We start from the raw sequence: 15,954 nt of genomic DNA, 5'->3' as shown, positions 1-15,954 counted from the left end.
TAGGTATCTTTCCTAAAACCGACCTGCATCTTGCGGATGCACTTAAAACTGGGCTGCATCTGAAGATGCATTCGAACTGGATTGCATCCTCAGATGCATTTGAAATAGTCGAAAGGTTCCAGACAATCCTTGCAGCGATAGCTGGCCTTACATGGTGTGGAGCCGAACTGGCTGATCTTCTCGGTATTGATCGACGAGCAGCGCGGACAGCTGATCGTCATATTGGCACCGGAAAGGCTGCGGGCACGGTCAAGCAAAACGCCGTCTGCGGCAGTGCCCTCAACCGGTGGCGTGATGCCGTAGGCACGCAGTTTTTCGCGTGCCTCATCGGTCAGCCAGTCTGTTGTCCATGCCGGTGACAGGCGGCGTTCCAGCCGCAACTGTTCAATGCCTTTGGCACGTAATGCCGTTTCAATATCAAGATTGATGATGCCGGTCGCCGGACAGCCGCTATAAGTCGGCGTGACGGTGACGACCAGTTCATTATCCTGCCATTCGACATCACGGATGATGCCGAGGTCTGTCAGGCTGATAACCGGGATTTCGGGATCCGGAACCTCGGCGAGCCAGCCCCAGACTTCATCAACGGAGGGACGGGCAGTGTTCTGCATGGGCTTACCAGCTGGCGCCAGGATAAGCGCGCTGCAACCATTGCATATGGGTCAGCAAATGTCCCAAATGCTCGGTATGCACGCCCTGACGACCACCTTTATGGGCAAAAGTTCCATCCGGAATACGCAATGTTGCTTCATTCAGCACAGAACGGATAACGGCTTCCCAAGGCCCGCGCAGATCTGCCGGATTTGGCATGAGACCCTGTTCGGCAACCTGTTCGTCGATTTCGTCGGAAAGGAACATTTCGCCGGTGTAAGACCACAATGCATCCAGTGCATCCTGCATGATCTTGTGGCTTGTTGCTGTTCCGTCGCCCAAACGAATAACCAGATCGGAAGAGCGCTCCAGATGGTAAGCAACTTCCTTGGCTGATTTTTCCGCAATATCGGCAATGCGCTGATCAGAGGATTTTTTCAGCTCTTTCAACAGTTCCAGATGATAGACATCAAACAGGAACTGGCGCATCAATGTGTGGCCGAAATCGCCGTTCGGACGCTCGACGATCAGCAGGTTTTTGAAATCCCAGCCATCGCGCAAAAATGCGATGTCATCTGCCGTGCGGCCTTTGCCTTCAATTTCACCGGCCAATTCCAGCCAAAGCTGGGTCTGGCCGATCAGATCAAGCGCGACGTTTGCCAGCGCGATATCTTCTTCCAAAGCCGGAGAATGGCCGCACCATTCCGAAACACGATGACCGAGGATCAGTGTGTTATCGCCGATGCGCAGCAAAGCTTCAACGAGAGCATCGCCTTTTGGTTCGGCAAGAGGGCGCACATTGCGCACAATCTCTTCCTGCCTTGCGCGGTCACGTACCGGCGCTGTTTTGCCGTGTGCTGCGCTCATTACATGCTCCCCACTTCTTCAGGAATATCGAAGAATGTCGGATGACGGTAAACTTTGCTGTTGGAAGGCTCGAAAAGCGGGCCTTTTTCCGACGGGCTTGAAGCAACGATATCATCAGAGCGCACAGCCCAGATTGATACGCCTTCATTGCGGCGGGTGTAAACATCGCGGGCATTGTTGATGGCCATTGCAGCATCGGGCGCATGAAGGCTGCCGACATGACGATGGTTGAGGCCGTGCTGACCGCGGATAAAGATCTCCCAGAGTGGCCATTCTTTTGACATAGGTGTGTTCCTTGACTTTGTGGCACTTAAATTTTTTGCTTGCCCGTAAGCCGCTTATTCAGCGGCTACACGTGCAGCGCGTGCATCAACTTTTTCCGCATGCGCAACCAGCGCTTCACGGAACCATGCACCATCATCCCAAGCTTTGACGCGCGCACCGAGACGATCGGCATTGCACGGGCCATTGCCGTTAATGACGTTGAAAAACTCTTCCCAATTTGGCTCGGTAAAGTCGTAACCGCCTTTTTCCTCGTTCCATTTCAGGTCAGGATCCGGAACGGTCAGACCCAGATATTCGGCCTGCGGCACAGTCTGATCGACGAATTTCTGACGCAGTTCGTCATTGGTATTCATCTTGATCTTCCACGCCATCGACTGAACGGAGTGGACGGAATCTTTATCCGACGGACCAAACATCATCAGCGACGGATACCAAAGACGGTTCAAAGCATCCTGCGCCATGCGCTTTTGTTCAGGTGTACCGGAAGCCATCTTCATCATCACGGCATAGCCCTGACGCTGATGGAAGGATTCTTCCTTACAAATACGGATCATCGCACGGCTATAAGGGCCGTAAGATGTGCGCTGCAACGGCACCTGATTCATAATCGCTGCACCGTCAACCAGCCAGCCGACCGCGCCCATATCGGCCCAGTTGAGGGTTGGATAGTTGAAAATGGAGGAATATTTCATCTTGCCTGCATGCAGACGTTCCAGCAATTCATCACGCGAAACACCGAGGGTTTCAGCGGCTGAATAGAGATAAAGACCGTGACCGGCTTCGTCCTGCACTTTAGCCAGCAAAATGGCTTTGCGTTCCAGCGTCGGTGCGCGGGTGATCCAGTTGCCTTCCGGCAGCTGACCGACAATTTCACTGTGGGCGTGCTGGCCGATCTGGCGGATCAGGGTTTTGCGGTAGCCTTCCGGCATCCACTCTTTTGGTTCAATCTTTTCACCACGGTCAATGCGTTCCTGAAACGCAATTTCCTCCGGGCTCATATCAGTGCGGTCTTTGGCGCCCTCAGACGTTACGAGCTGTGCATACATATTAAGATGTCCTTCCTGCTCACACGCGTTCGATGATGATTGCAATGCCCTGACCGACGCCGATGCACATTGTGCACAATGCATAGCGTCCGCCGGTGCGGTGTAACTGATACATGGCGGTTGCAACCAGACGTGCACCCGACATGCCGAGCGGATGGCCGATCGCAATCGCGCCGCCGTTCGGATTAACGTGTTCTGCATCATCCGGCAGACCGAGATCACGCAATGTTGCCAATGCCTGACTGGCAAAAGCTTCATTGAGCTCGATCACATCCATCTGATCAATGGTGAGGCCCGCACGCGCCAAAACTTTTTTGGCTGCAGGTGAAGGGCCGATACCCATGATGCGCGGTTCAACACCGGCTGCAACCATGGAGACGATGCGCGCTTTAGGGGTAAGACCCTGCGCTTTCGCAGCCTCGCTTGAGAGGATTGTTAAGGCTGCTGCACCGTCATTAACGCCGGATGCATTACCGGCTGTAACTGTCAGATCAGGGCCGTTGATGGCTTTCAGTTTAGCAAGCGCTTCAACAGTTGTGCCAGGGCGCGGATGCTCATCTTCAGCAACAATAATCGGATCGCCGCGACGTGGTGTAATGGTCACCGGTGCGATTTCATCATTGAAGAGGCCGGCGGCTTGCGCTCGCGCCCAGCGTGCCTGACTGCGCGCAGCAAAAGCATCCTGATCTTCACGCGAAATATTAAAGTCACCAGCCACATTATCGGCGGTTTCCGGCATTGTATCAACGCCGAATTTTGCTTTCATCGCAGGATTGACAAAACGCCAGCCAATGGTGGTGTCATAAACCGCATTGCTGCGGGAAAATGCGCTCTCTGCTTTAGGCATAACAAATGGTGCACGGGTCATGCTTTCAACGCCACCGGCAATCACGAAATCGCAATCACCTGCGCGGATAGCACGGGCTGCCATGCCGATGGCATCCATACCGGAACCACAAAGACGGTTAACCGTGGTGCCCGGAACACTGATTGGCAAACCTGCGAGGAGGGCTGCCATACGGCCGACATTGCGGTTGTCTTCGCCTGCCTGATTGGCACAGCCATAAATCAGATCATCAACGGCTGACCAGTTGACCGAAGGATTACGCTCAATAAGGGCTTTGAGGGGGAGTGCAGCAAGATCATCTGCACGCACGGAAGCCAGCGCTCCGCCATACCGACCAATTGGTGTACGTACTGCATCGCAGATAAAAGCATCTTGCATGGATATTTTCCTTCCTACCCAGAGAGCGGAAGAATCTCCTCATTCATCGACCGCTTGGTCAGAGTATAAGGGGATGAGACATTACAATGCAAGAGAATTTTTAGAATTGTTGTAATGTTTTGAAATTCAGAGCTTTTTTATTCGGCAATTAACAGGCCCTGCTGACGCAAGCGGGTTTCATCGGTGCTGGCCGGTAAAGCACCGTCAATGCCTTCGCAAAGAGCAGCGATGCAGTTTTCTGCTTTCGGGCTAAGTGCCAGATAGAGATTGCGGAATAAATTACGCGCTGTATGCCCTTGCCAGTCTTGCGGCAATGCGTTGAGCGGCAGGCGCGGATCGCGCAGCAAAACACCACGATACATATGTACGAGAATGAGCCGTGCCATTAATGCGTTTTCCGGCGATAGCGCATCGGCGCGTTGATAAAGCGGTTCAAAGCGGGCAATCAAATCACAATAACGCTGATGGATCTGGCTCAAATCCCAGAACTGCGCCAGCCAGCCCATGTCATCGGGGTCTTGTGCGCGTAGGATTTGTGCGTTTTCCGGCAAAGTCTGTCCGCGATCAGGGCGGATAAAAATGGCTGATCCCATCCGCCCCATACGAAGGCGTGCGGCATCGGCATCGGTTAAATCAGGCGCATAAATAATTTGCCAGCCTTTGGGTTCCTGATCCGGTTGGTAGAGGAGCTTGGCCGCTTGTTCAAACTCAGCGCGTGAAGAAACATCAAGGCTGTAATAGCTGCGGCGTCCGTTGCGCTCGCCTTTGAGGCGATTGGCAGTGACTAAGCGCGAAACCGCAGTTCGAACCACTGATTCACTCAAACCCGCACGATTGCAAATTTCGATTAAAGAGCCTGTCCAAAACACGCCGCCACGCGGTAAAACAATGTCACCATAGACTGTGACAATAAAAGCTGCTGCCCGTAATTCCTGATCTTTCAGCAGATTTTTAATGACGTTATCGATGGTCATGGATGTTTTACTTTCAATTGAAGCGATAGAAAACAGCTGCGATGAAGTGTGAACTGGCGCAGAGAAAGATGATATTTTCTTGAAGCTTTCATAAACCAACTGTTTAGAGATAGCAAAACTATCAAAAAAGGGCGTTTGCAGCCTATCTGCAAACGCCCTTTTTTATAATTTAATGGTACAAAACTTTATTTTTTTCGGCACGGCATGTCGGTGCCTTCTGCATTGATGGCTGTGCCGTCAATGGTTTCAATACCGTAAAGGAGTTTTACGCGTGCTTCGATAGAAGCGAGCAGCGCGTTACCCAGATCCAGTGCGCGTTCTGATTGACGCACACTGTAATCAGTCAAATATTTTGATGCCAATTCCGGCTGGTCGGCCTTGTACAGAATATCGGCTGTCGTCTGGATGGTGGCGATGTCTTGAATCTGTCGATCTTCAAATGCTTCCAGTGCCTGCGTTATTTCCGGCAGGAAAGCTTCAGGATGGGCGCAGCTGTGATACATAATCCGCTTGAACAAACGACCTGCAAACTGGGTCGCTTCCTGTGATTGATATTCAGCATTCAGGAAGGTAGATCCTGCATCGCGGAACAAGTATCTGTGAATGCCGTATTCCGGAATAACCTTATTGATACCAATATGATAAGGGACAAATGGCGCGGTGACGGAACCGGTTGGCGCAACCCAAAGCAGGTTGAGTTCTGGGCGGGTTGTTTCACGCAATTGTGCCACTTCACCATAGCCGGAGCGCTCGGTCGATACGCGTGGATCGCGCACCATTTTCATCATTTTTTTCAATGTGACCGGTGCCATGTCGCGCAGTTCTTTTTCGACCGTGTCAATTGTCCAATGTTTTTGGCCGGTACGCATCGGGCGATCTTGTTCACTATAAACATCATGAACATTAAATGGCTTGTCGCCATCGCGTTTCCACCAACCTTGTTCAATGGCAACATCATAGAAATTCGGCGAAGCCATATAGTCTTTGCTGTCACTGATATCGGCTGGAATATCGCCAATATAGCCTGGGTAAGAAACGCGCACATCGTCTGGACCTAAGCGCTCGGCAACCCATAGGCCTTTGCCGCCGGCAAATTGCAGCATGACCCAACCTTCATCCTTATCAGCGATGAGGTGTGAATTGCCGCCATAGGTGGTGTAGCCATGCTTATTGATGAGATCACCAATGATTTCAACAGCTTCACGGGCTGTTTTGGCACGCTCAAGCGCAATGCGTGCCAGATCGCTATATTGCGGGCCTGTCTGCGGATCGGGTGTCATTTCGACAAGTTCATCACGCGAGTTAGACCAGATGTCACGAATTGCGACGCCGTGCTCATTCAGGCCACCATTTGTCAGCGGTGCCGGAAAGCCTTCAAAGTCGCTGTAGTTCATGTTGATATATTTGAATGTCTCAGGCGCTTGTGGAATTTCCATCAATTTGCCTGGCATATATGCTTTTTCTGTCGCGCCGACAGAAATGGTAGAGCCTTCTGCATGCTTCTTCGCAGGTACAACAGTTAACCAGTGGCCGGATACCTCTTCTCCGGTGCCTCCGATCAGTACAGAACCGTCTTCGGTCAGGTTTTTCCCAACATAAAAGCCATAACTGGCCAGTGTCGGAGATGACATTGATACGGATACCAATAGATTGAGTGCGATGATTTTGCAGAAATCCGAATTTCTCATTATTTCCTCTTGCGGGGCATTGTCTGTTTCATTCGGGGGCTCACATCTTTATTCATAGCTTATGATAAATAATGTGAAGAAATGAACCTCCACTGCTTATAGTGAAGAAATATTTTTATCGGTTCAACCGTGCTTTGGAAGTTTTTTTACAAGTGAAGTAACTATTTAAAATTAATTATTCATATTAAATATAATATCTTACTTATATTTGATATGAATTTTTTATATTTAACTAAGCAATACATTTTGAATTAGCTTTGATATTTATGATTTTATGTTTATTTTTAATGAAATGAAGAGTTGATGCGCCTAATTATTCGTAATCATCTCATCAAGATGTACGTTTAATTGTCCCAAAACTGATAATGAATATGAGCTACCAATAATCCGCGTCGGGGATATCAGTTAATAAGCGAAATTTTAAAGGGAGAAAGTCAATGAGACTTAATAGGATCGAATGGTGGGCGTAATAGGGATTGAACCTATGACCCCTACAATGTCAATGTAGTGCTCTCCCGCTGAGCTATACGCCCATTCGATGAAGCGCATACACCATATCAGGATGCGCTCGTCAATGCCCTTTATCAATAATTCTCAATTTTTTAGCGTGTCTTTTCAAAGGCGTGGAAAAAACACGCTGTTTTTTCATGAATTAAGCCGCAAGCAGCATCTTTTCGATTTCATTCACCAGATCACGCAGGTGGAAAGGCTTCGAAAGTACCTTTGCATCCTTCGGTGCATCCGAATCGGGATTAAGGGCAACAGCCGCAAAACCGGTGATGAACATCACTTTCAGATCCGGATCGATTTCGGTCGCACGACGCGCCAATTCGATACCATCCATCTCCGGCATGACAATATCGGTCAAAAGAAGAGAGAATGGCTCTTCCCGCAAACGCTCATAAGCGCTGGCGCCGTTGTCAAAGTGGGTTACATGATAGCCAGCCTTTTCCAGTGCTTTAACCAGAAAGCGGCGCATATCATTGTCGTCTTCAGCAAGAAGGATTCTCTTCATTGTTCCGTCCGAGTGTCTTGTCGCTTCAGGCTTATGCTTTGGGGGCGCGCACCTGTTGCGACTCAATAGATTTTGCCCTCTAGCAAAACCTTTTTAGGTAAATATGGAATGAATTTTCGTCAAAACAACGCAAAAAACTTTAAAACTGAGCGCATAAAGCCGAGATTTGACGAAATTATGATAAAAAATTGAAGATGCAAAGCTTGTTTGGATGCTCTAAATATTCGTAAAATCGAAAATACCTGATTTTCTGGCGTTGATTGAGCAAGGCGCCCGGAAAAGAAGGAAGGCGCATAACAAACGGATCAGCTGCTGTGTATGATGATTTTTTAATGACACCGGCTTTTGATGTTTTGGCTCCGGCCGAACAGCGTATTCCGTTCGTATTTAATTCGCCCCATAGCGGTTCGCATTATCCCGATAGTTTTCTGGAAGCATCTGCCCTTGATCCGCTGACTATCCGATCGTCTGAAGATTGTTATGTTGATGAGCTTTATGCCTCGGCAGTGTTGTTAGGGGCGCCTTTATTGTGCGCGCGTTTTCCACGGGCTTATCTGGATGTTAATCGTGAGGCTTATGAGCTTGATCAGCGGATGTTTTTTGAAGCTGTGCCTGCTTATGCCAATACACATTCGGCGCGTGTGGCTGGTGGTTTGGGTACTGTGCCGCGAAATGTCGGCGAGGGGCGGCTGATTTATCCGGGCAAAATCCCGCTGCAATCAGCGCTTGATCGTATTGAGAAGCTTTATAAGCCTTATCATGCGCTATTGCGTGAATTGCTGGATAAAACGCGTGAGAAATTCGGCTACGCGGTGCTGATTGACTGTCATTCAATGCCAGCAGGTGCTGAGCAGTCAGGCTCAAGACGCGCCGATTTTATTATCGGCGATCGTTTTGGTCGCGCTTGTCATATTGGTCTTGCAGCCGCAACAATAGATTTATTGCAAAATTACGGGTTTGAAGTGGCTTATAATAAGCCTTATGCGGGCGGTTTTATCACTGAGCATTATGGCAAGCCTGCCGAAAATATTCATGCTTTGCAGCTGGAGATGAATCGCAGCCTTTATATGAATGAAAAGACGCTGGAAAAGTTGGTAAGTTTTGATCTGCTGCGCCGTGATTTATATAGTTTTTTAAGTGATTTAACTGCGCTGCCGGATAGTGTTCTGGGCTATTCGCAGCTGGCCGCGGAATAGCTGATACTTCATGAGTGGCCAAAGCCTGCAGCTTTGTATAAATCAAAAGTTGAGTTTTGATACAGGGAGAGCGGGTGTGCTTATTAATCAGGCGTTTTTTGAAAAATTAGCCAATGCGGCTGCGGCTGAAAGTTTACCACGGTTTCGTCAGTTTAACGAAATTGATAATAAATACACGGTTGGTTTTGACCCTGTGACGGAAGCAGATCGTGCGGCTGAACGCGCCATTCGTGCGGTGATTGGTGAAGAATTTCCTGATCATGGCATTTTGGGTGAAGAATATGGTGCGCATAATACCGATCAGAGCCATGTCTGGGTGATTGATCCGATCGATGGCACACGCGCCTTCATTTCAGGTCTCCCTGTTTGGGGCACGCTGGTGGGGCTCACCATTGATGGTGATGCCAAAGCCGGAATGATGTCGCAGCCTTTTACGGGTGAGCTTTATTTCAGCGATGGCAAAGGTTCTTATCTGAGCCATGGATCGGCGCCGCTGCGCACATTGAAAACCCGTGACACGACTGCATTGAGCGAGGCGACAGTTTTCACCACCACGCCGTCATTGTTCAAAAATGAGAAATATGAAGGTTTTAAACGTCTTCAGAGCCAAGCACGGCTGACACGCTATGGCGTGGATTGCTATGCTTTTGCCATGCTGGCTTCAGGCTTTGCGGATGTGGTGATTGAAACCGGTTTGCAACCTTATGATATTGTTGCACTTATTCCGATCATCGAGCAAGCGGGCGGTGTGATTACGCAAATTGATGGCGGACCTGCGGAAAAGGGTGGCGATATTATTGCCGCTGCAACGCCGGAACTCCACAAAATTGCGATTGCTACCTATTTGGGCTGATTGTCCTTTTGTTGCTGCTTTTCTGGGATAAAGGCATCGAATGCAGCCCAGAATTGTTGCCGGTAGTGATCGTCTTCCTGCATCAGTTCGTGGCGGGCGCCATCAATAGTGATGGATGTTGCGCCACGAATTTTGCGGGCATAATCTTCTGCTGCCCGACTGGAAACAACTGTGTCGGCACCTGCCAGAATAAAAAGCGTTGGAATTTTTTGAGCATTTAAATTCTTCGGCAAGTTCAGCTTATGAGCAGCACGCAGTGCATTGAAAACCCACGTGAATGTCGGACCGGCAAGCCCGAGGCTCGGGCGGTCATAAATAATTTGCTGGTTTCGCTGGTAGCGCTGCTCATCACATGTCAGCACATTGCCGGTAAATTCACGTTTATTGCCGGGCGGAACACCACGTCTGGCATAGGTTTTGCCAAGACCTGAAAATTGCATCAACCGGCTTACACGCCGTAAATTCTTGTCGGAAAGCTTTTTATTGGGAAAGCCGAGCAGTGGTGCGGCAAGCACAATGCGTTCAATATGCGGCGCAAGATGTGCCATCGCGCTGAGCGTGATCAGGCCACCTGCCGAATGCGCCAGAATGTAATAAGGGGCAGGGCAGTTTTTGAGCACAATCTCATGGAGGAATTGTTCTAAATCATCGGTATAATCTTTAAACCGGTGTACGAAGCCGCGGTTTTTGTCTTTGATCAGGCGGTCTGAATGGCCCTGACCACGCCAATCCATCGTGGCGACATGAAAGCCACGCATGTGCAGGTCATCGATGGTTTCGTAATATTTTTCGATACATTCATTGCGCCCGTGCAGCAAAATGACGGTGCCTTGCTTATGCTCGGGATGGGAGGGCACCAGCGCATAGCGCAGTTTTTTATGGTCTTTGGTGGTCAGAAAACCGGCCTGAAATTCTTTCGGTTTCAGATTGTCAGGGGTATCGAATAAAATTTCTTCCGGACTTTCATGTGTATCTGTTTGGGCGGGCGTTGTCACATGAAGGCCTTTCGGGTGAAGAAATTGATTTCGTTTGGTATTTATAAAAATAAGAAATGAAATATTGCCAAGCTTTCAACCAGTGAAACTCAACCGGATTTTAGCTTGTTTTTTTAAAAAATAAACCGGAGCGGATAGAAAAACTATTCGCTCCGGTGGTTTAGTTACCTGATAAGGGACGTTATCAGGCAACGAAAACTTATGTGCGGGTAAAATGCGGGCGGCCGATGTAACGCTGTCCAACAATTTTGCCATTATAGCCGTTGACGATCAGCATCACCTGACGGCCTTTATGGTTACGGGCACGGACATAATAATCACCGCGCTGCTGGCGGATATCGTTGGTGCGATAGCCCTGACGATGCAGCATTCTTTTCACTTCGCCCGGATGCATAATCTGATGACGGTAGTTGTTCTGCTTTTTCCAGCCATGGCGCTGATTATGGCGGCCATGATCATTCCATGAAGAATGAACCTGCACGGTGAGCTCATTGGTGGAAGCCGCAGCTGCTGGCAGCGAGAAACCGGTGACGATAGTGGCAAGGGCTGCAAAAGTGATAAGAGCTTTTTTCATCTTCAATGTCCTTCAGCTTCAAATGTTTAAGGCTTTACGATGGTTGGGCATTTTGGAGGTCGCTTGCCCGTCTTGTTGATGATGCCAATATAAAAGCTGCTGTCTGAATGAAAGCAGAAGTCCTTGTTCATTTCATGTTCATCTGCCGGATATGTGTTTTTTGTAATGAAAATTCTTTGTAAAAAAATCTGGCCTTCGAGAGACTTGAAAAGCTTAAAACCGGTTCCCACATCATTGTTGTAGCCGCCACTTAAGGGGCTACCGGCAAGAAGAATTCGCCACATCGGGAGTTCTGCCGCCAACTACGCAAACTTTGTCGCTCTTAAGGAGGGCTTTACTCATGCGTCACGTAGATTTTTCTCCACTCTACCGCTCCACTGTCGGTTTTGACCGTCTGTTTTCCATGTTCGATTCACTGGCGCAGCCAGCAGAAGGCGCGCAGAGCTATCCGCCTTATAATATTGAACGCACAGGCGAAAATAATTACCGTATCACCATGGCTGTGGCCGGTTTTTCTGAAAACGAACTCGAAATTGAAGCCCATCGCAACCAGCTGACCGTGAAGGGTCAAAAGGCTGAAGATCAGGGCGAAAATGCTGGCGAAGTGCTTTATCGCGGCATTGCTTCTCGTGCTTTCGAGCGTCGTTTCCAGCTTGCGGATTTCGTGGAAATCTCCGGTGCCAGCCTGAAAAACGGCTTGCTGCATATTGATCTGATCAGAGAAATTCCTGAACAGATGAAACCGCGCAAAATTGAGGTGACCCAAGGCTCACCTAATGGCACGCAGATTGAAGCGAATGTAAATTCGTCCAAGCATTAATAAGCCACTAAAAAAACGCCCCGATGGCTGATGTCATCGGGGCGTTTTTTTATTGTCATTTTTATTATTTAAGCAATCAGAGCGCCGAACTGGTCAACTTCTGCTTCCGTATTGGCAAAGCTGGTGACAAAGCGAGTGAAGATTTCCCCTTCACTGATTTTATCTGCTTCGGAATGCGGCGGGTTCCAATCATAGAAAATAACGCCCGCTTTTTGCAAACGGTCATAAGTGGTTTGTTTCATGATTGCGAAAACTTCGTTGGCTTGTGGTTTCCAAGCCAGACGCACTTGCGATGAAGCATCAATATGGGCTGCCAGTTTTTGCGCAAGCTTATTGGAGTGGCGTGCCAGATCCAGCCACAAATCATCTTGCAAATAGGCGTCAAATTGTGCCGCGATAAAACGGGTTTTGGAGAAGAGTTGCGCTGCACGTTTACGGATAAACGGCAGGTCTTTGGCGCGGTCAGGGTTCATGAAAACAAGCGCTTCTGCACACCAGCAACCGTTTTTGGTGCCGCCGAAAGAAACAATATCAACGCCTTGACGCCATGTCATTTCGGCAGGCGACACATCAAGCGAGACAAGCGCATTAGCAAAACGCGCGCCATCCATATGCAGCGGCAGATTATGCGTCTTACAAATGGATGAAAGCTCGGCAATCTGGTCAAGCGAATAAAGCGTGCCGACTTCTGTGGCTTGTGTGAAGGTCACTGCCATCGGCTGTCCGGCATGAATAAAAGCCGGATTGAAGCGCTTGAGCTCTTTGCGCAGATTAGCTGGATCAATACGGCCATGGGCGCCGTCGACAGGATGTAAACGCGCACCACCGGTAAAATATTCCGGTGCACCGCATTCATCTTCAATCACATGCGCTTCACGGTGGCAAAGGGTGACGCCGCCCGGGCGGTTGACACTGGCGAGCGCGAGCGAGTTGGAAGCCGTGCCGGTGCCAACAAAATAAACGGCGACTTCGCGTTCGAATAATTCATTGAAGCGCTGTTCAACCTTTTTGTCGAGTTCACTACTGCCATAAGCGGCAGCAAAACCACCGGCATGTTGTGCGAGACTTTCTGCAATGGTCGGGTGAGCGCCTGCCCAGTTATCGGATGCAAAATGCAAGGTTGTCTCCATATATATCAGGCTTGATTGCCGGTTGTATCAGCCTTCCGGCACGTATTGCCAAGTGTTATGCCTTGGCAAATGAAAGCCGTCCAGAGCTTCTATAAGCTTATGATCATTTATTCGTGATGGAACGAAAATAATCGGCGCGCTCTGGATAGGGGCTGTAAGGATTATCGTGTTTGTGCGCATTTGGTTGGGCAGGGGCGGGTGCGCTGCCAAGTAAAATGCCACTATGGTCGGCACCATAGTCGCGTAAGCTGACGGCAGGAACACGGTCTATACGGGATGGTGCAGTGGAGACAGCTTCGCTGCTGGATGTTGCTGCCGGTTCATCCTGTTGTTCACTATCGCTTAAAATTTTGCGCAACGGCTTTTCAACATAAAAGGCCAGTTTTCTTTTACCTGCGGTGGTAAGACCTATACCATCGGGACTGCGCAATTGTGCTTCTTGCCCGTTAATATCAAGGCCGGTAATGACCACATCGCCGTCTTCATTGGCAAAGCCATCCCATATGTCGACAAAGCTTGCCCCGGCTTTTTCAGCCGTTTGACGATATATTTCATTAAGCGCCAACATATCTTTGGACATGGCGCGTGCGGCATAGGGCGGTTGCCCCACCCAGATCAGCGGATAGCCGGCAGCTTGCACAGTTTTGGTAAAGTTCTCAATGCGAGACTTATAATCTGCTTTCCATTCGTCGCTGGCAAAAAGTCTGATTTTACCATTTGAATCCATCACTTGGCGGTCATTCGCGCCAATCATCATAACAACAGCAGCTGGCTTTTCCTGTTCAAGTAATGTGGAAATGGATTGATTCCAATTATAATAATCCTGACGCACAAATCCTGAAGAACCATTGGATAAATCACTGATCTGCACAGACGGGTTGTCGCTAAAAGCTTCCATCAGACCGTCTGCCAGACCGGAGCTTGAGAAATCACCCAGCACCAGCACATTATTGGCGTCATCCAGTTTTTGCACCAGTTGTTTGGGTGCAGGGATAGGAATGGGAATTTGTGCGGCAGATGGTTTGCGAGGTGCCGGTGGTGCCGGTTTTTTCGGGCGCACCTGACGCTGTGGCGCTGGTTTCTTTTGCGCAGGCGGCGCGGGAGGAGCCGCTTTTTTTTCACCAAACAGCATGTCGAAAAGTGTTTGTGAGTGAGCAGGGGTTGATTGAGGTAAAAGAAGCGGAAAAACCATAAGCCCCGCCGACAAAATAGATGTCAGCGTGGCTTTGTAGCGGGCCGTTTTAAGCAAACGAAACATGGTGTTTTAACGTCTGCGTAGGACGTTCAAGACTTCTTTACTTGGATGGCCGTCTGCACTCAAACCATTGCGCTTTTGGAAAGCCTCAATCGCAGAACGTGAGCTTGAGCCGATCTTGCCGTCAATTTTTCCATCATAATAGCCAAGCGCTTTCAGGTGGTTTTGCAGCTCTTCACGCTCGTTCATGGTGATCGGTGTGAATGGACGGTTCCAGTCACGTACCAAGCCCTGATAACCACCGATACGGTCTGCCAGCAAGCCAACGGCCAGCGCATATTTATCGGCATTATTATAGCGTTTGATGACTGAGAAGTTTTTCGCCATCAGGAAAACAGGGCCTTCACGACCATCAAGAACGCGTAATGTAACGCTTTCATTTGGACGCGGGAACGGGCGGCCATTTGCGCGCTTCAGACCCAATTTTTCCCATTCGGCAACAGTCAGCGAACCGGACGGGAATTTGCGACCCGCAGGCAGAATGACTTCATAACCCCATGTTTGACCTGGTTGCCAGCCATTGCGTGCCAGCAGATTGGCGGCTGTGCCCAAGGCATCTGGGACAGAGTTCCAGATGTCGCGTTTGCCATTGCCGTCCATATCAACAGCATAAGCTTGATAGCTTGTCGGAATAAACTGGGTATGGCCTAAAGCACCTGCCCATGAACCAGACAGATGTTTGCGATCAATATCGCCGGTTTGTAAAATTTTCATTGCAGCAATGAGCTGGGTGCGGCCGAACTTGCCGCGTTTTGGATCCGCATATGCAAGCGTTGCCAGTGAGCGGATAGTATCCATCATCACATCATCGCGCTTGAGAATTTCACCGTAATTGCTCTCCATCGACCAGATGGCAAGCAAGATGTTACGGTCAACACCAAAACGCTGTTCAATCCGTTGCAGCCACGGGCCCCATTTACGTGCCATTGCCTGACCGGTGGCAACCGACTGTTCGTTCACACGATTATCGATATAGTTCCAGATTGGGTCGACAAATTCCGGCTGATAACGGGCTTTGCGCAAAACTTCCGGGTCTGGCGTATTCACACCGGCAAAAGCCTGATCATAAATGCGCGCATTGACACCATTTTGAATGGCGGTTGTGCGAAAACTTGCGACCCACTGACGAAATTTTGCGTCGGCGGAAGCGGGCGCAGTTGATAATCCCATTAAAATAGCCAGCATCGCGCCGGAAAACGCTAATTTCGTTTTAGAGACTGTTTTCACTGTGAATGGAAATCGCAGCATGTTTCTGTGTTTCCCTTCTCTTTTAGGGGCTGTCAAACGGATGAAGCCTGTGTGACCTCACTTTAGCAGGTTTTAACATATGCTGGTTAGCATTTAGTTTACCATGCACCTGAAAATTGAAAATAATTCGTTTTCGTATGAAGTTTAAGAGCCGGACACGATCTAGTGTTAAAGGCGCATATTTAAAGTGAT

General features: G+C 49.3%; 17 protein-coding genes and 1 tRNA gene. 3 read left to right on the top strand and 15 right to left on the bottom strand.

Translation table 11 applies throughout. The features are described 5' to 3' along the window. Positions 1–89: 89 nt before the first annotated feature. The 9 genes from paaD to cpdR form a co-directional block, all read right to left on the bottom strand. Positions 90–611: a 1,2-phenylacetyl-CoA epoxidase subunit PaaD gene (gene paaD, locus ABDZ76_RS09830; RefSeq protein WP_343804895.1), complete on the bottom strand. Its 522-nt coding sequence runs from the start codon at positions 609–611 to the stop codon at positions 90–92. Between the two features lie 4 nt (positions 612–615). Next, positions 616–1,458, bottom strand: a complete 843-nt coding sequence (gene paaC, locus ABDZ76_RS09825; protein ID WP_343804893.1) for a 1,2-phenylacetyl-CoA epoxidase subunit PaaC — start codon at positions 1,456–1,458, stop codon at positions 616–618. Beyond that, entirely contained in the window at positions 1,458–1,742 is a 285-nt protein-coding gene (gene paaB / locus ABDZ76_RS09820) for a 1,2-phenylacetyl-CoA epoxidase subunit PaaB (RefSeq protein ID WP_289386379.1), read from the bottom strand. Before paaB ends, paaC begins: the two co-directional genes overlap by 1 nt. A gap of 54 nt (positions 1,743–1,796) precedes the next feature. Continuing rightward, the gene (gene paaA, locus ABDZ76_RS09815; RefSeq protein ID WP_343804888.1) at positions 1,797–2,789 is read right to left on the bottom strand and encodes a 1,2-phenylacetyl-CoA epoxidase subunit PaaA; all 993 of its coding nucleotides are present in this window, start codon (positions 2,787–2,789) and stop codon (positions 1,797–1,799) included. 19 nt (positions 2,790–2,808) lie between these two features. Next, a complete protein-coding gene (pcaF, locus tag ABDZ76_RS09810) occupies positions 2,809–4,014 on the bottom strand; it encodes a 3-oxoadipyl-CoA thiolase (protein WP_343804886.1) in 1,206 nt (401 codons plus the stop codon). Between the two features lie 137 nt (positions 4,015–4,151). Then, positions 4,152–4,988, bottom strand: a complete 837-nt coding sequence (locus tag ABDZ76_RS09805) for a PaaX family transcriptional regulator C-terminal domain-containing protein (protein ID WP_343804884.1) — start codon at positions 4,986–4,988, stop codon at positions 4,152–4,154. 185 nt (positions 4,989–5,173) lie between these two features. Further along, positions 5,174–6,676 carry a C69 family dipeptidase gene (locus ABDZ76_RS09800; RefSeq protein ID WP_343804882.1) on the bottom strand — a complete coding sequence of 501 codons (1,503 nt, stop codon included), beginning with the start codon at positions 6,674–6,676 and terminating at the stop codon, positions 5,174–5,176. Positions 6,677–7,134: 458 nt separating this feature from the next. After that, positions 7,135–7,209: transfer RNA gene (locus ABDZ76_RS09795), tRNA-Val, on the bottom strand. A 119-nt stretch (positions 7,210–7,328) separates the two neighbouring features. Next, positions 7,329–7,691, bottom strand: a complete 363-nt coding sequence (gene cpdR, locus ABDZ76_RS09790; protein WP_343804880.1) for a cell cycle two-component system response regulator CpdR — start codon at positions 7,689–7,691, stop codon at positions 7,329–7,331. A 332-nt stretch (positions 7,692–8,023) separates the two neighbouring features. Here cpdR and ABDZ76_RS09785 point away from each other — a divergent pair, with 332 nt between their 5' ends. Beyond that, complete coding sequence (locus ABDZ76_RS09785) at positions 8,024–8,887, top strand: N-formylglutamate amidohydrolase (RefSeq protein WP_343805568.1); 864 nt, start codon at positions 8,024–8,026, stop codon at positions 8,885–8,887. Positions 8,888–8,963: 76 nt separating this feature from the next. Beyond that, complete coding sequence (gene hisN / locus ABDZ76_RS09780) at positions 8,964–9,740, top strand: histidinol-phosphatase (RefSeq protein ID WP_343804878.1); 777 nt, start codon at positions 8,964–8,966, stop codon at positions 9,738–9,740. Here the strand turns inward: hisN and ABDZ76_RS09775 are convergent. The 3 genes from ABDZ76_RS09775 to ABDZ76_RS09765 form a co-directional block, all read right to left on the bottom strand. Then, a complete protein-coding gene (locus ABDZ76_RS09775) occupies positions 9,728–10,735 on the bottom strand; it encodes an alpha/beta fold hydrolase (RefSeq protein WP_343804876.1) in 1,008 nt (335 codons plus the stop codon). The two genes, hisN and ABDZ76_RS09775, sit on opposite strands and share 13 nt — an antisense overlap. A 199-nt stretch (positions 10,736–10,934) precedes the next feature. After that, positions 10,935–11,309: a hypothetical protein gene (locus tag ABDZ76_RS09770; protein WP_343804874.1), complete on the bottom strand. Its 375-nt coding sequence runs from the start codon at positions 11,307–11,309 to the stop codon at positions 10,935–10,937. 26 nt (positions 11,310–11,335) lie between these two features. Next, complete coding sequence (locus ABDZ76_RS09765) at positions 11,336–11,611, bottom strand: hypothetical protein (RefSeq protein ID WP_343804872.1); 276 nt, start codon at positions 11,609–11,611, stop codon at positions 11,336–11,338. Between the two features lie 38 nt (positions 11,612–11,649). Between ABDZ76_RS09765 and ABDZ76_RS09760 the strand changes: the two genes are divergently transcribed. After that, the gene (locus ABDZ76_RS09760) at positions 11,650–12,129 is read left to right on the top strand and encodes an Hsp20 family protein (protein WP_343804870.1); all 480 of its coding nucleotides are present in this window, start codon (positions 11,650–11,652) and stop codon (positions 12,127–12,129) included. Between the two features lie 68 nt (positions 12,130–12,197). Here ABDZ76_RS09760 and ABDZ76_RS09755 read toward each other — a convergent pair whose 3' ends face one another. The 3 genes from ABDZ76_RS09755 to ABDZ76_RS09745 form a co-directional block, all read right to left on the bottom strand. Then, positions 12,198–13,247 (bottom strand): threonine aldolase family protein, encoded by a 1,050-nt coding sequence (locus ABDZ76_RS09755; RefSeq protein ID WP_343804868.1) that lies wholly within the window; start codon positions 13,245–13,247, stop codon positions 12,198–12,200. A 115-nt stretch (positions 13,248–13,362) separates the two neighbouring features. After that, complete coding sequence (locus ABDZ76_RS09750) at positions 13,363–14,451, bottom strand: SGNH/GDSL hydrolase family protein (protein ID WP_343804866.1); 1,089 nt, start codon at positions 14,449–14,451, stop codon at positions 13,363–13,365. A 72-nt stretch (positions 14,452–14,523) separates the two neighbouring features. Next, entirely contained in the window at positions 14,524–15,699 is a 1,176-nt protein-coding gene (locus tag ABDZ76_RS09745) for a lytic murein transglycosylase (RefSeq protein WP_374844569.1), read from the bottom strand. Between the last annotated feature and the right edge of the window lie 255 nt (positions 15,700–15,954).

The sequence above is a fragment of the Paenochrobactrum glaciei genome, from assembly GCF_039522165.1.
In the GTDB taxonomy this organism is placed as follows: domain Bacteria; phylum Pseudomonadota; class Alphaproteobacteria; order Rhizobiales; family Rhizobiaceae; genus Paenochrobactrum; species Paenochrobactrum glaciei.
This window is presented reverse-complemented; position numbering and strand designations above follow the sequence as displayed.

Bases quoted from the DNA above. Each gene is read 5' to 3' on its own strand.
- paaD (WP_343804895.1), bottom strand. From the start codon at position 611: ATGCAGAACACTGCCCGTCCCTCCGTTGATGAAGTCTGGGGCTGGCTC.
- paaC (WP_343804893.1), bottom strand. From the start codon at position 1,458: ATGAGCGCAGCACACGGCAAAACAGCGCCGGTACGTGACCGCGCAAGG.
- paaB (WP_289386379.1), bottom strand. From the start codon at position 1,742: ATGTCAAAAGAATGGCCACTCTGGGAGATCTTTATCCGCGGTCAGCAC.
- paaA (WP_343804888.1), bottom strand. From the start codon at position 2,789: ATGTATGCACAGCTCGTAACGTCTGAGGGCGCCAAAGACCGCACTGAT.
- pcaF (WP_343804886.1), bottom strand. From the start codon at position 4,014: ATGCAAGATGCTTTTATCTGCGATGCAGTACGTACACCAATTGGTCGG.
- ABDZ76_RS09805 (WP_343804884.1), bottom strand. From the start codon at position 4,988: ATGACCATCGATAACGTCATTAAAAATCTGCTGAAAGATCAGGAATTA.
- ABDZ76_RS09800 (WP_343804882.1), bottom strand. From the start codon at position 6,676: ATGAGAAATTCGGATTTCTGCAAAATCATCGCACTCAATCTATTGGTA.
- cpdR (WP_343804880.1), bottom strand. From the start codon at position 7,691: ATGAAGAGAATCCTTCTTGCTGAAGACGACAATGATATGCGCCGCTTT.
- ABDZ76_RS09785 (WP_343805568.1), top strand. From the start codon at position 8,024: ATGACACCGGCTTTTGATGTTTTGGCTCCGGCCGAACAGCGTATTCCG.
- ABDZ76_RS09770 (WP_343804874.1), bottom strand. From the start codon at position 11,309: ATGAAAAAAGCTCTTATCACTTTTGCAGCCCTTGCCACTATCGTCACC.
- ABDZ76_RS09760 (WP_343804870.1), top strand. From the start codon at position 11,650: ATGCGTCACGTAGATTTTTCTCCACTCTACCGCTCCACTGTCGGTTTT.
- ABDZ76_RS09750 (WP_343804866.1), bottom strand. From the start codon at position 14,451: ATGGTTTTTCCGCTTCTTTTACCTCAATCAACCCCTGCTCACTCACAA.
- ABDZ76_RS09745 (WP_374844569.1), bottom strand. From the start codon at position 15,699: ATGCTGGCTATTTTAATGGGATTATCAACTGCGCCCGCTTCCGCCGAC.